At 43.1% G+C, this 21,841-nt stretch carries 18 protein-coding genes; 10 read left to right on the top strand and 8 right to left on the bottom strand.

Annotation, left to right across the window (positions count from 1 at the left end):
• The first annotated feature begins 144 nt into the window (after positions 1–144).
• The 3 genes from trmL to Q9312_RS13575 all read left to right on the top strand — a co-directional run bounded on the left by trmL (position 145) and on the right by Q9312_RS13575 (position 4,626).
• Entirely contained in the window at positions 145–612 is a 468-nt protein-coding gene (gene trmL, locus Q9312_RS13585) for a tRNA (uridine(34)/cytosine(34)/5-carboxymethylaminomethyluridine(34)-2'-O)-methyltransferase TrmL (RefSeq protein WP_309201403.1), read from the top strand.
• A 179-nt stretch (positions 613–791) separates the two neighbouring features.
• Positions 792–2,306, top strand: a complete 1,515-nt coding sequence (locus Q9312_RS13580) for an aminotransferase class V-fold PLP-dependent enzyme (RefSeq protein WP_309201402.1) — start codon at positions 792–794, stop codon at positions 2,304–2,306.
• 103 nt (positions 2,307–2,409) lie between these two features.
• Entirely contained in the window at positions 2,410–4,626 is a 2,217-nt protein-coding gene (locus tag Q9312_RS13575; RefSeq protein ID WP_309201401.1) for a S9 family peptidase, read from the top strand.
• Between the two features lie 96 nt (positions 4,627–4,722).
• Here the strand turns inward: Q9312_RS13575 and Q9312_RS13570 are convergent, their stop codons facing one another.
• The gene (locus tag Q9312_RS13570; protein ID WP_309201400.1) at positions 4,723–5,646 is read right to left on the bottom strand and encodes a MerR family transcriptional regulator; all 924 of its coding nucleotides are present in this window, start codon (positions 5,644–5,646) and stop codon (positions 4,723–4,725) included.
• A 95-nt stretch (positions 5,647–5,741) separates the two neighbouring features.
• Between Q9312_RS13570 and Q9312_RS13565 the strand changes: the two genes are divergently transcribed.
• Positions 5,742–6,941, top strand: a complete 1,200-nt coding sequence (locus Q9312_RS13565; RefSeq protein ID WP_309201399.1) for a sigma-70 family RNA polymerase sigma factor — start codon at positions 5,742–5,744, stop codon at positions 6,939–6,941.
• 76 nt (positions 6,942–7,017) lie between these two features.
• On the top strand, positions 7,018–7,638 hold the full coding sequence (locus Q9312_RS13560) for a TetR family transcriptional regulator (protein WP_309201398.1): 621 nt from the start codon (positions 7,018–7,020) through the stop codon (positions 7,636–7,638).
• Here the strand turns inward: Q9312_RS13560 and Q9312_RS13555 are convergent.
• From Q9312_RS13555 to Q9312_RS13540, 4 genes are all read right to left on the bottom strand, one after another.
• On the bottom strand, positions 7,635–10,742 hold the full coding sequence (locus Q9312_RS13555; RefSeq protein ID WP_309201397.1) for an efflux RND transporter permease subunit: 3,108 nt from the start codon (positions 10,740–10,742) through the stop codon (positions 7,635–7,637). The two genes, Q9312_RS13560 and Q9312_RS13555, sit on opposite strands and share 4 nt — an antisense overlap.
• A gap of 3 nt (positions 10,743–10,745) precedes the next feature.
• Complete coding sequence (locus Q9312_RS13550; RefSeq protein WP_309201396.1) at positions 10,746–11,885, bottom strand: efflux RND transporter periplasmic adaptor subunit; 1,140 nt, start codon at positions 11,883–11,885, stop codon at positions 10,746–10,748.
• 171 nt (positions 11,886–12,056) lie between these two features.
• Positions 12,057–12,611, bottom strand: coding sequence for a YceI family protein (locus tag Q9312_RS13545; protein ID WP_309201395.1), 555 nt, complete (start codon positions 12,609–12,611; stop codon positions 12,057–12,059).
• A 45-nt stretch (positions 12,612–12,656) separates the two neighbouring features.
• Positions 12,657–13,211 (bottom strand): cytochrome b, encoded by a 555-nt coding sequence (locus tag Q9312_RS13540; RefSeq protein ID WP_309201394.1) that lies wholly within the window; start codon positions 13,209–13,211, stop codon positions 12,657–12,659.
• 314 nt (positions 13,212–13,525) lie between these two features.
• Here Q9312_RS13540 and Q9312_RS13535 point away from each other — a divergent pair, with 314 nt between their 5' ends.
• From Q9312_RS13535 to Q9312_RS13525, 3 genes are read left to right on the top strand one after another with little or no spacing between them, the layout of a single operon-like run.
• Complete coding sequence (locus Q9312_RS13535; protein WP_309201393.1) at positions 13,526–14,563, top strand: phospholipase C/P1 nuclease family protein; 1,038 nt, start codon at positions 13,526–13,528, stop codon at positions 14,561–14,563.
• A gap of 13 nt (positions 14,564–14,576) precedes the next feature.
• Positions 14,577–15,764 (top strand): peptidylprolyl isomerase, encoded by a 1,188-nt coding sequence (locus Q9312_RS13530; protein ID WP_309201392.1) that lies wholly within the window; start codon positions 14,577–14,579, stop codon positions 15,762–15,764.
• Positions 15,757–16,290, top strand: a complete 534-nt coding sequence (locus Q9312_RS13525) for a hypothetical protein (RefSeq protein WP_309201391.1) — start codon at positions 15,757–15,759, stop codon at positions 16,288–16,290. Before Q9312_RS13530 ends, Q9312_RS13525 begins: the two co-directional genes overlap by 8 nt.
• Before the next feature lie 98 nt (positions 16,291–16,388).
• Here Q9312_RS13525 and Q9312_RS13520 read toward each other — a convergent pair whose 3' ends face one another.
• Entirely contained in the window at positions 16,389–16,886 is a 498-nt protein-coding gene (locus Q9312_RS13520) for a GNAT family N-acetyltransferase (RefSeq protein WP_309204508.1), read from the bottom strand.
• A gap of 165 nt (positions 16,887–17,051) precedes the next feature.
• Between Q9312_RS13520 and Q9312_RS13515 the strand changes: the two genes are divergently transcribed.
• Together Q9312_RS13515 and Q9312_RS13510 are read left to right on the top strand one after the other, a co-directional pair.
• A complete protein-coding gene (locus tag Q9312_RS13515; RefSeq protein ID WP_309201390.1) occupies positions 17,052–19,148 on the top strand; it encodes an ATP-binding protein in 2,097 nt (698 codons plus the stop codon).
• Entirely contained in the window at positions 19,138–19,569 is a 432-nt protein-coding gene (locus tag Q9312_RS13510; RefSeq protein ID WP_309201389.1) for a response regulator, read from the top strand. The genes Q9312_RS13515 and Q9312_RS13510 overlap by 11 nt, the downstream gene beginning before the upstream one ends.
• A gap of 10 nt (positions 19,570–19,579) precedes the next feature.
• Here the strand turns inward: Q9312_RS13510 and Q9312_RS13505 are convergent, their stop codons facing one another.
• Positions 19,580–20,314, bottom strand: a complete 735-nt coding sequence (locus tag Q9312_RS13505) for a 16S rRNA (uracil(1498)-N(3))-methyltransferase (RefSeq protein ID WP_309201388.1) — start codon at positions 20,312–20,314, stop codon at positions 19,580–19,582.
• Positions 20,315–20,353: 39 nt separating this feature from the next.
• Entirely contained in the window at positions 20,354–21,718 is a 1,365-nt protein-coding gene (locus tag Q9312_RS13500; protein ID WP_309201387.1) for an adenosylmethionine--8-amino-7-oxononanoate transaminase, read from the bottom strand.
• Positions 21,719–21,841 lie beyond the last annotated feature (123 nt).

Raw genomic sequence — 21,841 nt, 5'->3', positions numbered from 1 at the left:
GTCATTAACCGCAACCTAAGTGTGTGTACCACGATGATGCATGTATCGCGTCGGCCAGGCTTTTTGCAAAGTATTTGCCTTCGCTGTTTTTCTTCATAAACTAACTGACATACAATAGCGACTTTTCGCCGACTGTAGATTGTCATGTTAAACATTGTCTTATACCAACCTGAAATACCACCCAATACGGGCAATATTATTCGTCTCTGTGCCAACACGGGGTTTCAGCTTCACCTGATTAAGCCTCTGGGTTTTGATCTGGACGACAAACGCATGCGAAGGGCTGGTCTGGATTATCACGAGTGGGCGAATGTAAAAATTCATGAAAGCTATGAAGATTTCTTAACGACTGAGCGCCCAACCACTCTCTATGGTGCTTCGACAAAGGGTACGCAACGTTATGATCAAGCGCCCTTTAAAGCCGGAGACTACTTGATGTTTGGCCCAGAAACCCGCGGCTTGCCAGTCGATATTCGAGAATCACTTCAGCCTGGGCATGTGTTGCGACTACCAATGACAGCCGATAGCCGATCCCTCAACCTTTCAAACAGTGTTGCGATATTTGTTTACGAAGCTTGGCGTCAGCTCGATTTTGCAGGCAATGTTGAGTAATCTCAAATAGCCCTATCGACAACAGGCCCTACCATTCGATCATAGGGAATCCAATAGTTTTCTGGCATAATATTATTCCCAGCTAATATAAGTTAGGGTTTGTGTGGGGCATGCAACCGCTCCAGCAACGGTAAACACTTAAGCATTAGCCCTCGTAACCATTGTTCCAGAGTACCAACATGAGCTTAGAAAAACATTTCGAACCTTTCCGTAATGGTATCGTTGGTCAATCACTGTCGACTGACATTGATGGCCAAAAGAAGCGCGTTATCTATGCCGACTGGACCGCTAGCGGTCGCCTATACCAACCGATCGAACATTACATGAGTGAGGTCATTGGTCCTTATGTTGCCAATACGCATACGGAAACGACACTGACCGGCACCACCATGACACACGCTTATCACGAGGCTCAAAAGGTCATCAAGCAGCACGTAAACGCTGACGATAACGACGTTTTAATTGCCGCCGGTAGCGGGATGACCGTTGTCATCAATAAGTTTCAACGCATTCTTGGTCTGCGCATACCAGAAAAATGGCAAGAGCGAATTCAGATTCCTGAAGAAGAGAAGCCGGTGGTGTTCATCACTCATATGGAACATCACTCAAACCAAACCACATGGAACACCTGTGAAGTAACGGTTCAAATGATAAAACCGAACGATCAAGGCCTCCCAGATCTAAATCATTTGTCCGAGTTGCTTGAGAAATTCGCCGACCGCCCCTTAAAAATAGGGGCCTTTACCGCCTGCAGTAATGTTACGGGTATTCAAACCCCTTACCACCAAATGGCTGAGATCATGCATAACCACGGTGGCTTATGCTTTGTCGACTTTGCAGCGAGTGCTCCCTACGTCGACATCAATATGCATCCTGCAAATCCGAAGCAAAAACTCGATGCGATCTACTTTTCGCCGCATAAGTTTCTCGGAGGCCCTGGCAGTAGTGGTATTCTAATATTCGATAAAAAGCTGTACCAAAATAAAATTCCTGACCAACCGGGTGGCGGAACCGTTTCTTGGACCAACCCATGGGGTGAGCAATGCTTCTTCGAAGACATCGAAATTCGTGAAGATGGCGGGACTCCCGGCTTTTTGCAATTAATTCGCGCTGCGTTAGCGGTCAAAGTAAAAGACGCTATGGGCGTTGAAAATATTGCAGCGCAAGAACATCATCTTTGCCAATTGTTAATGGGAGAGTTACGTAAAAACCCTCAAATCAAAATGCTCGAAGAAAATGTCACTGAACGATTATGTATTGTGTCTTTCTACGTGCTCGGCATTCATCACAACTTGATTGTACGCTTGCTCAACGATCGTTTTGGTGTTCAGACTCGAGGGGGTTGTAGTTGCGCGGGAACTTACGGACACATCTTACTCGATGTTGATCAAATTACCTCATCCGCCATCACCAGCAAAATTGATTCTGGTGACCTCACCGATAAACCTGGCTGGGTACGAGTATCGTTTCACCCAACATCCACCCAAGACGATGTGTTAGAGGTTGTCCACGCAATTAATCAAGTGATTGCCAATGCCGAAGAGTGGTCACAACAGTACAGTTTTAAAACTTGCTCAGGTGAATTCGAACCGCGACGCGATCCTCCATCTTATTTATCGCTACATGACTTCAACCCTACCGAATCACAAGCAAATACATCACGCTCATGGAGTCGATGGTTTAAGTCTGCTTAATATTCTATGGAGTTGGCAATTTTGAACTGATTTGGGGTCGTTGACTTGAGGTCGACGACCGAACCTCTTAAACTCTTCCTAATCAAATCATCCGGGGAGCTTCATGAAACCTATATCACTTGTCACTCTTTGCTTAATGTCTTTTTTGGTTTCGGGAGTCGTTCAAAGTCAACAGCTAACCGCTGAACGCATCTATCAATCACCGTCATTAGCCGGTGAAACGCTAGCAAGCCCAGCTATATCACCAGACGGCTCACTGATTACCTTTCTGAAAGGTAAGCAAGACGACTACGAACAATTAGATTTGTGGGCTTTCGATATTAGTACAGGAAAGTCTCGGCTGTTATTCGACTCGACTCAATTACACCAAGGCGAAGAGACACTTTCAGACGAAGAGAAAGCACGGCGCGAGAGAATGCGTTTAAAGGGTAGTGGCATCGTCAGCTATCAGTGGTCTCCCAATGGAAAAGCGATTTTATTCCCACTCGGTGGCGATATATTTTATTGGGAATTAGGTAGTAAAAAAGCAGCGAAAATTGTCGATACTCCTGCATTTGAAACAGACGTAAAATTTTCTCCTCAAGGTAACTACATATCCTACATACGAGAACAGAATCTGTATGTGTTTGACCTCGCAGAGAGCAAAGAATTATCGATTACTCAAGCTGGCGGTGGAAACGTAAAGTTTGGTATGGCCGAATTTGTTGCTCAAGAAGAAATGAAGAGAATGACCGGTTACTGGTGGTCACCGGATGAATCAAAAATTGCTTTTACCAAAGTAGACACATCACCGGTTGAGGAAGTGACTCGCAGTGAAATTTACGCCGATGAAATAAAAACCGTGACGCAACGATACCCTTTTGCTGGCAAAAATAATGTCTTAGTGGAACTCGGAATCATCGAAGTCAAAAACCGAAAGTTTCAATGGGTTAATTTGGGAGAAAATAAAGATATTTATCTCGCTCGTGTTCAGTGGACTCAAGACAGCAACAAGTTGACTTACCAAATACAATCAAGAGATCAACAAACGCTCACGCTTTTTTCTGTCGATTGGCCAACACTCGATACTCAGGCATTATTAAAAGAAACCAGCAAAACTTGGATTAATTTACACGAAGACCTTTTCTTCTTAAAACAAAAGCCCGAGTTTATTTGGGCCTCCGAACGAGATGGGTTCAAACACCTTTATCTTTACTCAAATCAAGGAAACCTAATTAAGCAATTGACTAAGGGTGAGTGGAGTATTGATGAAGTCGAGTACATTGATGAAGCTAAACAACACATATACTTTACAGGTCGTAAATCAACTCCTGTTGAAAAGCATTTATACCGTTTAAATCTAGCCGATGAAACGATCGATAAAATCACTCGTCGAAGTGGGTATCACGATATCGACTTCGCAACCAACCGCACAACCTATATCGATAACTTTTCAACCATTAACTCTCCGCCTCAGTGGTCATTACACGATGCCGACGGTCAAAGAGTTGCATGGTTAGCCGAAAACAAAGTTACTAAAGAGCATCCTTTATTTCCCTATATGAAAGATTGGATTAAACCAAAATTCGGTAATATCAAAGCGAACGATGGTCAAAAACTCTATTATCGATTATACAAACCTGCAAACTTTAATCCTAAAAAGAAGTATCCAGTTATTGTCTATTTATACGGAGGTCCCAGAGCGCAGATGGTTACTAATCGGTGGACGCGATTAGTCTCTCAGTATTTGGCGCAACAAGGCTACGCTGTATTCACTTTAGATAACCGAGGTTCGTACAACCGCGGTAAAGCTTTTGAAGATCCAATTTATAAAGCGATGGGCAGTGTCGAAGTTGAAGACCAGATCACCGGCGTTAAATTTCTACGAACACTTCCATGGGTCGATGAAAAGAGAATTGGTGTTCATGGTCATAGCTATGGCGGCTACATGACATTAATGACACTTTTTAAAGCACCCGACTATTTCACAGCGGGTGTTTCTGGAGCACCCGTCACCGACTGGCGTTTGTACGACACCCATTACACAGAACGTTATATGGGAAATCCAGAGACCGACGCAGATGCTTATGAAGCATCTTCGGTTTTCCCTTACGCAGTTAACTTAAAGAAGCCACTATTAATTTACCATGGTATGGCAGATGACAATGTATTGTTTAAAAACAGTACGAAACTTTACAAGCTACTGCAAGACAATAATATTCCGTTCTTTGTTATGGATTATCCGGGTAAAAAACACAGCATTCGAGGGAAAAAAACTGAAATGCATCGGTTGAATATGATTCGACAATTTTTCGACTTACACTTTCAGGTAAAACGTTAACTTCTTTTGCAGGTGCCGCATGAAACGCTGCACCTGCAAACCTTATCAAACAGACGGCTCACTGTGTTGAACCGTTTTATCATTTAGAGAGTTTCATCATTTCGACAGTTTTATACCATCCATATTAGCAACATCCATGGTTAACTCAGTCAACTCAGATCTTAATTGTATAAGTTTATTAGCTATATGCCGGTGAACAGCACTGTCTTTTGGAGACAACTTTTCACACTCATTGGTGTACCGAAAAAATTCATCGACTTTAATGTAAATGTCGGCTAGGTGTTTTGGACAATCGCAGAGTATCGGATTTTCTAAACTTATCAATTCGTCAAGCTGACTGTCGGACAAAGTTCTTTGATCGACCACCGATTTCTCATAGGTAAAACCTTTCATCCGATCCAACAATTTTGCTACACTGTCTGCTTCTAGCGCCTCACTCACTACCTCAATATTTGCCTGTACCAGTCGCCACCGTGCCGCGTTTGATAAGTTGTTGCATACAATCCAAATTCCAACGTTCTTCGGTAGCTCAAGTCGAGTGGTATAAATCAACTCTTCAAGCTCTGGGGTAATGCTTTGTAATTCTAAGATTATTCCTTTGGGAATCGCCTCACTTTGCGTGACCGCCTTACTCAATGCATGTAAGTCTTCTAGCGTTCGATAGTTAATGCTTGAGCGTGAACGGAACAGCCAATGTGAGAGGCGCTCGCCATACACCAAAAACAAGTCTTTTTCAGTTTTGCCAATTGCACTAGAAGTTGCCTCCGACGACTCTTTTAAATGCGTTAACTCGCTCATGCTCATTGCAGCAATATCAGAGATCTTATACCCAACATCAAGCGCATGTTTAATGAGCTTCAACTTCTCGATTTCAATGGCGGAATACACTCTGCGCCCTTTATCATTTCGAGAAGACAAATTGAGATCATATCGACGTTCCCATACTCGCAAAACATGCGTTGACACGCCGACCAGCCGAGCCACTGTTCCTATACTAAACGTGCGTTCTAAATTAGACATATAGTAAACCGTTAAGTTGTTGTCTAATGTAGATACGTTGAAATTTAGACACTGGAGCATCATGGTTACGGTACCCGCAGTAAAAAGAGTACGCCATGAGCACACCATACAATCATTATCGCGACTCACTTGATTCTTACCTGCATCAAGTGCGCGAATACCCGCTTCTAGAGAATAGCGATGAGTACCGCCTTTTCGATGAGCTACAAAATGCCTACTGTATGCTGGCGATTGTCTGCGCGCACGAGAACGTGCGCAAGCTTGAGCCTTTTAAAATTCTACCAGCCCAAGCATTCAGACAACTTTACAAGGCAGCACCTAAACTTATTCGAGTGATTGCCTTTAAAGAGCCAAATTTAAAAACAACATTTACCACTCATAGGCCGCTAAAGCATACACTTCAGGATGCTCTCAACCAAAGTAATAGCAACATCGATCTTGCTACAATCGGTGAAATTACAGCAACGTTACGCGAATCGTTTCCTGTCATTGTTTTTTTTGAAGACTGCCTCAAGGTTATTCATGAAGTTTCCGTCACTCGCTACCAGTTAGCAAAGCAATTGCTCAGTCGAGTCAAGCAATTGCGTAATCAAATTACACGACATAACCTGCGCTTAGTTATCAAAGTCGTAAAGAAATATAACTACCTGAACTTACCACTGAATGACGTCATACAAGAAGGGAATATAGGATTACTCAAAGCCATTGATCGTTTCCAACTGGATAGAAAAAACCGCTTTTCAACCTATGCTTGGTGGTGGATTAGACAACACGTATCAACTTACCTAAAGAAAAGCAGCGGATTAGTTAGAAAGCCCGAACAACAAATCGATAAGATGCTTTCCATTTTGAGTGAGTTTCAAAGGCATGGCAAGGATTACACAAGTCACAACTTGAAACCTATCGCGCGAAAAAGAGGTTTAAGCTTAAAAGAAGCGGAAGATTTGGTTTTGATGGCGCAACCTGAGCTATCTCTCGATCATTATTCTAACGATAATTTTTCAGACGACCGTCAAAACAATCCCTATGAATGGCTAGACCTAAACGAATCCAATGAACAAAACGGTTGGATAAGTGACCAGTCACTAGAAAATCATCTTAAGCGGCTCAGCCCATTGGAAAGATCGATCATTAATCTACGTTATGGTCTAGAAGATCAACAACCCCGCAGTTTTCGAGAAATCGGGCAAATCATCGGAAAAAGCACCGAGAGAACTCGTCAAATTGAATCGATTGCGTTAGCTAAGTTACGCGAGTCTGTCGCGAGCATCCTAGTCGAAGAACTGAAAAATTGAACTACTAAAGAGATCTCTGATGAGGGTGAATTGTGATAAACTTTAACCAGAGATTAAAATACCCTACTAAAGAGACATGGCGCGCCGAACCAAAGCAGAAGCAGAAGCAACTCGAGAAGCTATCCTAGATGCGGCAGAGCACTTATTCTACCAACATGGCGTATCGCGAACGACTCTAGCTAAAATTGCTAGCCAAGCTGACGTAACTCGGGGAGCAATTTACTGGCATTTTGAAGACAAAGCGGATCTATTCAATGCGATGTTAGCCAGAGTTCGCCTTCCTTTCCATAACCTTTTGAAAAAGCTCGATGCACTCGAGTCCGGCGATCCCATCGCTCAAATTAAAGAGCTTATGGTTAGTGGTTTAACCTTGATTGGTACCAGCGAGCAACATCGTCGTGTCTTAACCATTGTGTTTCATCGTTGCGAATATATCGATGAATTAAACCCCGCAGTGAACACTCAGGCTGAGTTAGATTACGAGGCCTTAGAAATTATGGAAAAAACCTTCAGACGAGCAAAAAGCAACAACTTACTTCGCGATGATCTCGACCCAAAGGTCGCAGCTTACAGCTTACACGTTTTTATAAAAGGACTGATCAGTTCTTATTTAATTCAACCAAACGAATGCGACCTTCAAAGCATTGCATCGACCATGGTTGATACAATGCTTCGAGGGATGTTAAAAGCACGTTAATTCGCTTTACTCAAACGTGCGTCACGACTGAACCAACGAATCACCACTAAGTAAAAGACGGGTACTAGGAAAATCGCCAGAACCGTCGCTGAAATCATTCCACCTAGCACACTGCTTCCAATCGCGTTTCGACTTGCCGAGCCTGCTCCCGAACTCAATACCAAAGGCAAGACGCCCAACGAGAAGGCTAAAGACGTCATAATAATAGGACGTAGACGCAAGCGAACCGCTTCTAAAATGGCGTCGACCAGAGACTTCCCTTGGAATTGTAATTCTCGTGCAAACTCCACGATCAAAATGGCATTTTTCGACGCTAATCCCATCGTCGTTAAAAGACCGACTTGAAAGTAGACATCGTTACCCATTCCACCTAAGTAAGCAGCACATAAGGCACCGAAGACTCCGAGAGGCACAACCAATATAACCGCAAAAGGAATGCTCCAACTTTCATAAAGTGCCGCCAGACATAAGAATACGACTAGTATAGAAAGTGCGTACAGCCCGGGTGCTTGAGAGCCCGATAACTTTTCTTGGTACGAAGTGCCGGTCCACTCAAATCCAATACCCGGTGGTAATTGCGCAACCAGTTGCGCCATCGTATCCATTGCAACGCCAGAGCTGAAACCTGGTGCTGGCTGACCCTGAATCTCCATCGCTGGTAACCCGTTGTAGCGCTCTAACCTTTGCGGTCCATAAACCCAACGGGTCTTCGCAAACGCACTGAAGTTAACCATTTCACCTTGATTATTTCTCACCACCCAATGACGTAAGTCATCAGGCATCATTCGAAAGTCAGCATCGGCTTGTACGAATACTTTTTTCACTCTGCCTCGATCGACAAAATCATTTACATAGGTCGAACCCCAAGCAATCGCTAAAGTCTGATTGATATCCGCGATAGACACGCCCAATGACTCAGCTTTTTGTTGATCAATTTCAATCTTTAACTGTGGCGCGTCTTCCATTCCGTTCGGACGAACACCAACGACACTTTGCTGTTGCGCCGCCATACCCAATAATTGATTACGCGCTTGCAGCAACGCATTGTGCCCAAGGCCTCCTCGATCTTGTAGGAACATAGAAAACCCGGTCGCTCGACCTAAGTCCATAATCGGAGGAAGATTAAAAGCAAAAATTTGCGCTTCTTTTACACTAAAAAAGTATCCCATTGCTCGGCCAATAACGGCTTGTACAGATTGAGACTCATCACGTAATGACCAATCTTTTAAACGCACAAACGCTAAACCGACATTTTGCCCGCTGCCTGCAAAACTAAAACCCGATACTGTGAAGGCCGATTGTACAGCAGGCTCATTTGCATAATATTCTGCAACTTTGGTCATGACTGCTTCGGTGCGCTCTTGGCTTGCACCTGCAGGTAATTGAACCATGGTAAGAAAAATACCTTGGTCTTCGTCGGGTAAGAAAGAGGTCGGCAGACGTACAAACATAAACGCCATCACGGCAAGAATACCCGCATACACAAACAATGAACGTAGCGGTCGCTTCAGTAAGCCACCTACACTCTTACGATACCCTCGACTGGAATTATCAAAAGATTGGTTAAACCATTTAAAAAAGCCGCGCGCCGGTTTATGCACATCGCTGGCTTTCAGTAGCGTCGCACAAAGCGCAGGTGTGAAGATCAAAGCAACCAATACTGACAAAGCCATTGCCGAAACAATCGTAATTGAGAACTGCTTGTAAATCGCTCCGGTCGCACCACCAAAAAATGCCATAGGTACGAAAACCGCAGACAGCACTAAACCTATGCCCACCAAGGCGCCGGTAATTTGCCCCATTGATTTTCGCGTCGCCTCATACGGCGACAATCCGTCTTCATGGATAACACGTTCGACATTCTCTACCACCACAATAGCGTCATCGACTAACAAACCAATAGCGAGCACCATTCCAAACATGGTTAATGTGTTAATCGAGAATCCCAGCGCCGCCATAATGCCAAAGGTTCCGAGTAACACAACCGGAACGGCCAATGTAGGGATCAAAGTTGCACGAATATTTTGTAAGAACAGGTACATCACCAAGAAGACAAGAACAATGGCTTCTATTAAAGTTTGTACCACCGATGAAATTGAAATTTCTACAAAAGGAGTCGTGTCGTATGGAATTTCTGCGCGCAAGTCTTCTGGAAAAAATGGTCGCAACTCATCTAACTTAGCTTTGACTGCCTCAGCGGTATCTAGCGCATTAGCCCCCGTTGCCAATTCAATGGCCAGTCCTGAAGACGTCTTGCCATTAAACCGCGCAATGGTCGCGTAGTTCTCACCACCAAGCTCGACGCGTGCAACGTCATCTAACCGAACTTTTGAGCCGTCAGGATTAACGCGTAACAGAATCTGCGCGAATTCTTCTGGCGTTTCTAATCGCGTTTGCGCAAGAATGGCAGAATTAATTTGTTGACCATCGATGGCAGGCATTCCACCTAGTTGGCCAGCAGTCACTTGATTATTCTGCACTCGAATGGCTTGAACAACATCACTTGGTGTTAATTGAAACTGCTCCAATTTAACCGCATCTAACCATACTCGCATAGCATATTGGCTACCGAATAAAACAACATTTCCGACACCCGCAGTGCGGCTTATGGGATCTTTTATATTAGAGACGACGTAATCGGATATATCATATCGTGTTAGCTTTTCACTCTCAGAATAAAAGCCAATCACCATTAAAAAAGCACCACTCGACTTAGCGACTTGAACACCTTGTTGCTGCACTTCTTGGGGAAGTAACGGCATGGCTTGTTGCAATTTGTTTTGAACTTGTACCTGTGCGATATCGGCATCGGTGCCAGTCTCAAACGTCAATGTGATCGTAATGTTACCAATGGAATCACTTTGCGCAGACATATACATTAAGTTATCTAAGCCATTCATCGACTGTTCAATAACTTGAGTCACGGCATTCTCAGCGGTTTGCGCCGACGCACCCGGATAGCTAGCATTAATGGTTACCGCTGGCGGAGCAATTTTCGGGTATTGTTCAACCGGCAATTCTTTAATGGCCAAAGCGCCCGCAAGCATAATAACGATGGCTATAACCCAAGAAAATATTGGGCGATCAATAAAAAAGTTTACCATCAATTATTCTCCTGCATCGGCTTGCGGCTGCGGCGCAACTCGCACTTGCATTCCAGGCCGAATTTTTTGCAGTCCCTGAGTAACTAAACGGGTGCCAGGCGATACGCCTTGCTTCACTAACCAGTTCGAACCAACCGCTCGATCAATTTGAATCGGCAATATACTAACCGTATTCTGTTCGTCCAATTGATAGACCGAAGCACCTCCAGTCGGGGTTCGTTGAACGATCGATTGCGGCAACAAGATCCCTTGTTTTTCGCCATAGCGAATTTCAGCCCTAACAAACATCCCGGGCATCAAAACGCCATCAGAGTTCGGAAATACGGCTCTTAAAGTGACCATTCCACTGCTCGGATCGACGTTTACCTCAGCGAACTGAAGCTCACCGTTTTGCGAATAGTAGCTTCCGTCATCAAGCAATAAAGCCACTGGTAATGGTTGATCCCCTGTACCTTTCACTTGACTACGTAACGCTTGCATTTCATTTGCCGACTGAGTCAAGTCAACATAAATGGGGTCGGTTTGCCGAATGGTTGCAAGGGCTTGTACTTGATTGGTTGTCACCAAACTGCCTTCGGTAACAAAGGAGCGACCGATTTGCCCACTAATAGGTGCCCGAATATCGGTGTAATCTAAATTTATTTGTGCCGCTACCGTCGCTGCTTTAGCCACGTCGACATCCGCTTTAGCTTGCAACAGATTCGCTTGTGCATCATCGTAATCTTGCTGACTAACTAACTTATCTTTAAATAGATTGCTGACTCGTTTCGCCCGATGCTCGGCATTTAACGCCACCGCTTCAGCACGTTTCAAATTGGCTTTTGCGCGATTGAGTTCTGCTTGATAGGGCGCAGCATCAATGCGATAAAGAACATCGTCTTTCTGAACGACCTGGCCTTCACGAAACAAGCGTTGTTGAACGATGCCTGCGACTTGAGGGCGAATTTCCGCTTGGCGAAAGTCGACGGTGCGACCGCTCAATATAACATTCAACGGATACTGGCTTTGTGCCACGGTCATTGTGGTCACTTCAGGGGCAGGCATACCACCACCTTGCGCTGGCGCCGACTGTTCGCAACTCGCGAGGCCTACGACCGCCACCACAGCAGCGATGCCTGTAACAAACCAAGATCGACTCGGCATAGTGAATACTCCAAAAAAATTAATTGCAGAACTGGACTGACGTATTATACATACACGAATGTATGTAACCAAGAAAGACTTCTTCTTATTTGTAACAATTTACCTGAAAGTTACCATTCAACGGCAAAGCCCGGCAACGCCGGGCTTTGAAGAGTCGCTTTCGATTGAAAATTACTGACGGATCCCTTCGATATGTAAGTCTAACCATACATCTCCGTAGTTTTTCTTAAAATTAAAGTCTCCCATATTAATTTTGGTCGTACCGCTGAAACCAGCTCGATAACCACCCCAAGGATCTTCACCGGCCCCGACCAATTGGGCATCGATCGAAATGCTTTTGGTCACTCCGTGCATCGTGAAATCACCAGTAACCACTAACTTACCATTGCCTTGGTCGGCCACTTTAGTACTGACAAAGGTAGCTTTTGGGAATTTACCTGCGTCTAAGAAATCATCGCTTTTTAAGTGCTTATCACGCTCCGCGTGATTCGAATCTAGACTGGTAGTATCAATTGTTACCATGACCTTTGATTCTTCAATTTTCGCCGGGTCATAATTGAAGGTACCTTCAAAAGTATTGAAGCGCCCTAACAACCAAGAATAGCCAAGGTGACTCACTTTAAAGTTAACCGATGCATGCGCACCTTTCGAATCAATTACATAATCAGCTGCTGAAGCCACACCAAAACTCAAACTCAACAACGTTGCAAGAACCACTTTTTTCATTAATTTTCTCCTAACAGTTTAGTTTCAATAAATTAAATCAATTATTTATTCCGATGCATTATCATTAATCATTCGCTTTAGCGTATTGTCTTTGTCGATAAAATGATGCTTTAACGCCGCCGCTGCATGAATGACTACGAGAGCGATCAATGAATAAGCCAGCCATTCGTGTATTTCGCCAGCAATATCTTCTTGGTTTTGAAACAGTTCTCCGAGCGATGGCACGGTCACCCAATTAAAAATCTCAATACCTCTTCCATCGGCGGTAGAAATCAAAAAGCCAGAAAAAAACAACGCAAACAGCAACAGATAAAGCAGTATGTGCGCAGAATGAGCAGCAAAACGCTCCCACTTTGTATGGTTGGCTGGCGCTTTCGGAGTCACATTGAACCAACGCCATAGCAATCGAAAAATCATCAATGCGGCCAATAATAATCCGACACTCTTATGATAATGAGGAGCCGTCTTGTGCCAATCACTGTAGTAATCAAGTGTGACCATCCATACACCAACGCTAAACAAGCCAATCACTACCAAAGCGACGAGCCAATGAATAATTTTCGCAACACTACCGTAGGCAGTTTCAGTATTCCGAATCATGACTCTCCTCACTTAAATCCAACATTAATCAACCAACGACATGCGGCCTAACGACCCAACGCAAACAGGCTGCTAAAAAGCTATGAATAACAGTTTACTTTAAATTTTTCGATTCGAAACTGCCAAATATCGATTTGATTGTTCGAAAAAATAGATATCCTTCTTATCTCAATACCCATTAAGTGAATCGTTATAACTCGCTCAATCTTGTTAACTACTCCTCATCATATAAATTCGTCATTTTTTGTCCAACCCTTTGTCACAATATCTCACTAATGTGATGTGCAACTTTTCAATGAACAGGAGCAAAACCAATGACCACCGTTGCACGTTTTATTTCTTTCTGTATTCCTCTCGCTTTCGCTTTTAATAGCTTGTCGGCACACGCCTTTAAACAGGTAACGCATAAACGCATCGTGCAAGATGCGGTGGCCTATATGCAAGCTAACCCAAATACAACAGAATTTGCAAAGCTACAGCGCTTGGCAAATAACGCCGGATTAAGAGTGAATGAGCTCGGAAATTTACTTGGCCAAGGTGCTTATGATGTCGACGATTTCGCCGATACATTTATCTGTGGCGCCATCACTGGCGACTGTGTTCAAGCGCCGCTATGGGGCATGGCTGAAAGCATTGTGAAATATACCTCTTACTGGCATTTTCAAAATCACACACAAGGTATCGATGAACATGGCAATGACTTTGGTGGTTACAACTACAGTCAACTAACGGTAAAAGGTGATGTCGATAACCTAGCCTCTTCTTGGCTTTACAACGATCATCTCGACGATGGCCGCGGTGGTAAAACTGGCTGGTTCGGTGCTGAGGACTCTGAGTACCGCACTTACCAAGTGACGGAAGGCAACTACCGACAAGGCAGCTACTCGAATTATAATATGTACCAAGATTTTCAAAACATGCCATTCCAACCGCTCGATAATCTTGGTCAATATTGGTACTCAGAATTTTGGTCGCAACCGACCGTTCAATCACTCGGGTTTGTATTACACACCACTGACTTGCTTCAACCGCACCATACTTGGACAACGTCAGCACTCAATCACTCTGGATGGGAAGCTTGGGTGGCAGACTATTACGACTCTGAAAACTTAAATGACTTTGCCAAAGTTAATCAAGCGCTCAGTAGCTTTTCTCCAATCGCAGCGAACTCGCAAGATATTCGACCTTTGTTAACCCAAGGTGGTAGCTTTTCGTACGCGCAAGGAGGAATTGTTCTTTATTCTCAAAGTCATAATGACCGTGTTGCCGTTGCCAACCAAGTTGTGCCTCATGCAATTGCAATGGTGGTGCATATTCTTAATCACGCCATGAATCGCTTTGATACAATTTAAGCTGGCGAAGAAAATGAAGAATGTATTGTTACTTCTTGCAAGCAGCCTGATTTGTTCAGGCTGCTTTGCGACCGCCCTCTCAGGAATAGTATTACCGCAAGAATCGACAACTCAACAGCAATGGTCGATCAGTGGTGAGCTGTTTGACTATTTTTATAATAAATTTGGTAAGCCTTATGATTTATCGCCAAAGAAGTTCGCAACATTATGGGGCGATAGCATTTCGATTTACCAGTTCACCAAACTCACTCATCCTGATGCTTTAAAAAGAAATGCGGTCGACTATAGTGAACAGTGGTACTTTGAGCAATTTTTAGTAAGTTACTATCGCTCAATTAATCCAACCCAAGAAACAACGACGTTTGAGTCCGTACTCCGTTCTATTGAACAACGACAACTCGAAAAACTGTTCAAGCACCAGTCAACCTTGGGATATGAGCTGACAAAAGTGCAGCGCCGACAACTCGATAAGATACAAGTTTATCAAGACACTGCTTTTAAACATCTTGACTTTTCGCTAACCGATTTATTCGATCGCCTATCAATTCAAGATAAACAAAAGCTACTAAAACAAGATAGAGCAACCCTATTGCGCGAAGTTGAGTTGAAGTTAATCGCATTCAAGGCGCAACAATTTTTACAGCCAAAAAAGATTTTTACTTCATTAGAACTAGGTTACAAAAGTTTGCTCTTCTCTCCACGCATTAAGCATTTTTACGGAGTAACCTTAGAGCAACATAGCGATGGCCCAAAACTAAAACAGTGGAGAGACTCAGTATCGGCGAAAGACATTGAGCGTTATTATAAAAAGAACAAAAACGAATTCAGCTATATTCGTCAAGCTTCAGTCTATTATCAAACACTGCCTACACTTCAACAAGCGCGTCGAGTGGCAAAACAATGGCAAAAACATCTACCGCAGAAGGATCCAGAAAAGATCGATAAAAACTTTTCGGATAAATGGCTAAGTTCGGTCGCATTAAGCTTGCCTCCGAAGACGATAAGTCAACCGATTCGTAGCCCTCAAGGAACATGGTTGGTCGTCTATGTGCTGAATCAAGACTTCGCAATTTATCCACTTGATAGTGAAACAGTAAGGTATGCAGCCAAAAGGCATTTGGGGCAAGAAAAAGCCAAGTCTTACTACAACCAACTGTTGAAAGAACAGAGAGAAACACAAGGCATTGCTATTGATGAATAAATATTTACTTGTTCTTTTCTGTTCTTCTTTAATTTTCTTAATGCTCGTCTTTTCGTTATTGCAGCGAGAAGATGATCCGCTTACCAAAACTCAACATCAAGAAGCTTTGGTGAATCGAACGAAACTTAAGGAGCCTATCGAAGCACCACTAACAACCAAACCCGATGACCCGAAAAAGGCCATTGAAATAACAGAGCCTCTCGAGTTTTCTTCAAGCGCCTATCAAAGCTTCAACCAATCTATTCATCAACCCGATTCGCGACAGCCGCCGATTAATCGCACAACTGACGATTTTGTCGCGAATCCTATGTGGGATCATGACGCTTACCAACAGTTAGAAAACTCCCGTCACCAGCAGCTCATTCAACAATACAAAATTGCTGCAAAGAAAAAACTCCAACAGATTGATACCGCTATAGAGGAAGGAAAGAAAAAAGGCATATCAAAAAGCTTACTGCAAGAAGCCATCGAAAAAAGAGAGGCTATTAACTCAATGTTAATGCAACTGGATAAAAAATCGCGATAAAAGAAATGCAGGGTCGTAACACGATAAAGAGGTTTAGAATAAATCGACCGCTCATCACTCGTAATCACTAAGCTTTATCATTATTCGGAATAGTATGTTCATGGACTTTTCCATTCAAAATAATCACTTAATTGTTGGTTCACTTCTTTTTGACCTAAAGTTTTAAAACCTAAGCGCTCTAAGACACGATGAGATCGATGATGCCCAGGCACCGTAAGCGCTGCTATCGTCATTAGATCAAGTCGTTTACGTTCAAAATCTAATAGCTCTTTTGCGGCTTCTGTTACATAGCCTTGGCCGTAGTATTCCGGCAACAAGGCATACCCTAGATCGGGAATCGTCAAGCCTGGCCTTCGTACTAACCCTACCATTCCGATCGGAATATCCTCGCGCAAGGAAAGTTTGTAGAGTCCAAAATCGTTCTCTAAATAACTATTGATGGGTCCTTGCAAAAGATAGGTTTCTGCCGCTTGCAGAGTTTCAATGTTCTTATCGCCAATGTAGGTTTTCCAATCAGGCTGATTAACTAAATCTAATATAAAACCCGCATCGTTAAGAACTAAATGTTCGACCCGTAACCGCTCTGTCACTAACACTAGACTCAAAAGTCTGCCCTCCACTCATTGTTAGTCAAAAATAATGAACTCCATCATCTTTTTGAGTTAAAGCTAGAGATATCTCGTAATATCGATATTCAAACGAGATAATTCAACTAAAATCAAATCTTAGAGCCACAAATCGCAAAAGGATATACACCTGTAATGTCAGGATTTATACCAGATATATCCCATTCCCACTTAGAACCTTACTTCGCCGCGTTGCAACGACAGCGGGCTATTCCACTGTGCCAAACCTACCAAGTAATATTGGGCTGCGCGGCAATACTTGTTGCCAGTGCACAGTCGTTCGTCATAGAAGATTATCGACTTTGGATGATTTCGTTGGCGCTTATAACTATGGCATTTGCGCTCTACTACAAAACCTACTTGAGCCCGAGCCGGCACATACGCTCATTTGAGTCGACTGCTATCCCGATAACTTGGTTATTTCTAGCGGCTATTCATGTACCTTCGGTTTCCGATCATGGGCTCGAATACCTTCGCCAAACCGTCGTTATTATCGCACTTTTTGCGCTAAGCATTCTTCATCTTCAGAAGAAAGCGTTATATCTGCTGCTCTATTCGAGTGCCGTAATTTGTATTATTTTCTCGTGGAGAAATAATATACCCATCGTTGAGTTCACTAGCATTGTGTTTTCAATTTTGGTTGCAACCGCACTCTCCGTGGTCACCTACCGTCATGTTAATCATCATGACTGGCGTTTGTTCCGATTTGAACGTCAGCTGTATGAAATCAATAAGATGGCCGTCAAAGCGCAAGAAGATGAAATGCGCGCCAATCAAATGAAATCTCGATTTCTTGCCAACATGAGCCATGAAATTAGAACGCCCCTAACCTCCATTGTTGGTTACGCCGAGAAAATCAAACACCAAATACTTAGCCTACCGCAATTAAAGCAATCCAGCTCTATTATTCTCGATAACAGTCAATATCTATTGAGTTTAATAAACGATATTTTAGATTTATCGAAAGTCGAAGCAGGAAAGTTGGAGATTGAGGAAATTGAGAGCGATATATTTGAATTGATGAACGAACTTGAATTAAGTTTGGAAAAAGTCGCTGATAAAAACCAAGTGCTATTGGATATCAACTTTATCATGCCTTTTCCGGAAAAAATCATCTGTGATGAAAAACGACTTAAACAGATTATCAGTAATCTCTGTAACAATGCGATCAAGTTTTCTAAAGCAGGTAAAGTACAAGTCGAAGTCTCCGCGAATCAAAATCTAAAAGTTATTTTATTTAAAGTTATCGATAACGGTATTGGCATGGATGACGTAACGCTACGAAATTTGTTTAAGCCCTTCGTGCAAGGTGATCCTTCAACAACACGTCGCTACGGCGGAACAGGCCTGGGGTTACATATCTCGCACCAATTGGCAAAGCGAATGGAAGGCGATATAAAAGTGCTCAGCCAAAAAGGTGTTGGTTCAGAGTTTACCGTCATTTTACCTTTGAAAATATCCAATAGTAGTATTTGGCTTGATACAAAACCTACCATCGCACGCTTACCGAAAGATTTCAGTTTCTATGCAGAAAAGAAGTTCGCTGGGTCTGTTTTGATTGCGGAAGATCAACCCGATAATCGCGCTTTACTGATGGATATGCTAACTGACTATGGCATAGAAACCGTCTGCGTTGAAAATGGCGAGCAAGCCTTAGAAAAAACGCTAACCAACGATTTCGATTTATTACTCATTGATATACAAATGCCGATAATGGACGGCTTAACCGCTGCACAGCAAATTCGCGCCTGCGGAGTTGAAACACCCATGTATGCATTGACCGCCAATGTAATGACACAAGATATAGAGCTGTATAAAAAACATGGCTTTGCTGGAGCCATTTCTAAACCCATCGACCACAGTGAGTTAATTTCGCTATTTTCAAAACACCTAGTTGAGCAAAGCCAACAACAAGCGATTGCCCAAACAATCGCAGAAAATATGCATAGTAAAAGACTGCCCGAGCTAAGAAAAAATTATATTCCAACATTGATTGAGGATGTCGATAAACTTAAAACGGCCATTGGAACACTGGAATCGTTGAATCAACAAACCTTAACCAGAGTAGCGCATAGAATAAAGGGAACTGCTGGCAATTTTGAATTGGATAGTGTGACCGATTATGCGGCTTTGATCGAATCAGAAACAAACGCTTGGCTATCTGGCATTCACTTTTTAGTCGGAGCACTGGAGCATCATTTAAAAGAAGTAGTCGATAAAAATGAACGATAATTTATTAAAACCATTTAGAGAAATTCTTATTGTCGATGATGCATTTGATGTTCGAATCATGCTTAAAGAAATTCTTAAATCACTGAGTATCACACAAGTTGACGAAGCATCTTCGAAGGATGATTTGTACACTAAGTTAGAACACTTCAATTATCGGCTGGTATTTCTTGATATTGAACTATCCGCAAAAAAAACCGATGAAAATGGCCTCAGTGCACTCAAATACATCAAAGCCAACTTTCCAAATGTAAGAGTTATTATTATTAGTGCTCATCATACAGCAGAAAATGTTCGCCAAGCTATCGTTAGTGGCGCTGATGGATTTGTCGTGAAACCATTTTCGATACGAAAAATTACCGATATTATTTTCAAGTATTGTCCGAGCGCTTCGCTACGAGATAAAGCTCATGATGGTGAATGATTCTTAGCGTCTAAAAATCACCAAATCTCGCTTGAAGAACACTGCAAATGGCCAATCCCGCCGTTTCGGTTCGCAATATTCTCGGTCCTAATTGAACGCTTAAACACTGCTGTTGCCTAAGCATCGAGCTCTCTTCATCACTAAAGCCTCCTTCAGGCCCAACAAAAATGTTGTATTGAGTATATTGAGGCAGCCGCATGATTGATTGACCATGATGTGGATCAAGAATAATCGAATGAGGCCAACAAATATCTGATTGAACAAGTTCATTCAGAGAGATTGCTTGTCTTAGCGTAGGAAGACGACTTCGGCCTGACTGTTCACATGCACTAATAATTATTTTTTGCCAGTGAGCCATTTTTTTTCGTAGACGGTCTTCGGGTAACTTTACGCCCGTTCGAACAGTAAATAGGGGAGTAATTGATTGCACACCCATCTCGACGGCTTTCTGTATAACCCAGTCCATCTTGTCGCCACGAGCAACCGCTTGGAATAAATGTATGTCTAACGGCGACTCATTTGCTGGCAACGCTTTTTCATGCACTTGTACGGCGGCTTCACGCTTAGCGACGTGAGTAATGGTTGCTCGATAATCATAGCCGTCACCGTTGAATAAAATAATTGCATCGCCAACCCGCGATTTTAATACGGTCACTAAATGGCGAACGGCGTCTTCATCGAGGTTCATTTGGGTATCAACGTTTAATTCACACGCTTGATAAACTCGATTTATTCGTTGCGTCATTTACTTTGCCTCACCTACTCATATTAATCACAAGTTCTATTAATCGTTAACCGCAATATCTAGACCTTCCCAAGCCACTTGAGCTAAATGGTCTATTTCATCTTCTGTAATCACATAAGGCGGCATAAAATAAATGACATTACCTAGAGGACGCAATAATGCCCCCCGAGTAAGTGCATGTTGATACACTTTTATTCCACGACGTTCTCGCCAATCAAACGGAATTTTTTTGGCTTTATTCTTGACCATTTCTATCGCCAATATCATGCCTGTTTGACGCACTTCTGCAACGTTCGGATGCTCGTTAAATCGCTCGGTCGCTTTTGCCATTTTTGCAATGAGCGCTTGATTATTTTGCAGAACAGGTTGTTGCTCAAAGAGAGAGAGCGTAGCAACGCCCGCGGCACAAGCAATTGGATTTCCAGTATAACTGTGAGAATGCAAGAAGCCTTTTAAGGTTGAGTATTCATCGTAAAACGCTTGATAAATTCGGTCGGAGGTTAACACGGCAGCCAATGGTAAAAATCCACCGGTAATGCCCTTAGACACACACATAAAGTCCGGCTCGACGTCGGCTTGCTCGCAGGCGAATAATGTCCCAGTTCGTCCAAAACCCACCGCAATTTCATCAAAGATCAAATGCACCTTATAAGTATCGCAGAGTTGTCGGATGCGTTTTAGATAAACAGGATGGTACATACGCATATTTCCAGCGCATTGCACTAAGGGTTCTAGAATTACCGCACAGGTTTCTTGATGGTGGCGCTCTAATAGTTCGGCCATTTTATCGGCTTGCCGTAACGAATAATCGTACCAAGATTCGCCTTCTTCACGATGAAAACAATCAGGAGAAGGCGCCATAATGGTTTCGAACAAAAGTGGTCCAAACGTTTCTTTGTACAATGCAACATCGCCAACGGATAATGCGCCCATGGTTTCACCATGATAGCCATTCTCTAAGGCAATGAATTTAGTTCGCTGTGGCTCTCCAACATTTTTCCAGTACTGAAAGCTCATTTTTAATGCGACTTCTACAGCAGCCGAGCCACAATCAGCATAAAACACACGATTAAGCGAAGGCGGTGTTATAGCGACCAATTTCTCGGCGAGTTCAATGGCCGGTAGATTAGAGCAGCCGGCAAAGATAACGTGTTCTAGTTGGTCAACTTGAGCTTTAACGGCCTCGCGAATCTCTTGTCGCCCATGACCAAAAATATTAACCCACCAGCTACTGACTGCATCGATATATTTTTGACCTTGGTCGTCGACAAGATAAACACCCTCACCACGAACCATAGGCAATAAGGGGTACTGCTCATGCTCTTTCATTTGTGTACAAGGGTGCCATATGACGTCGAGATCTCGCTGCGAAAGCGAGCGGGCCTTAGGGGCGTGTGAGGGCATGTTGTTTTCCTATGATCGTCTGCCACTGAATTGGTCGCCGGCAGATTAAGCGAAGACTACAGAATTAATGGGTAAAAGTGACCACCCACTCGAGCGCTATTATAAACAATCGATAAACCTTGT

The organism is Pleionea litopenaei, assembly GCF_031198435.1.
Lineage (GTDB): Bacteria > Pseudomonadota > Gammaproteobacteria > Enterobacterales > Kangiellaceae > Pleionea > Pleionea litopenaei.
Note: the sequence above shows the minus strand (reverse complement) of the source record. Positions and strands in the feature narration are given on the sequence as shown.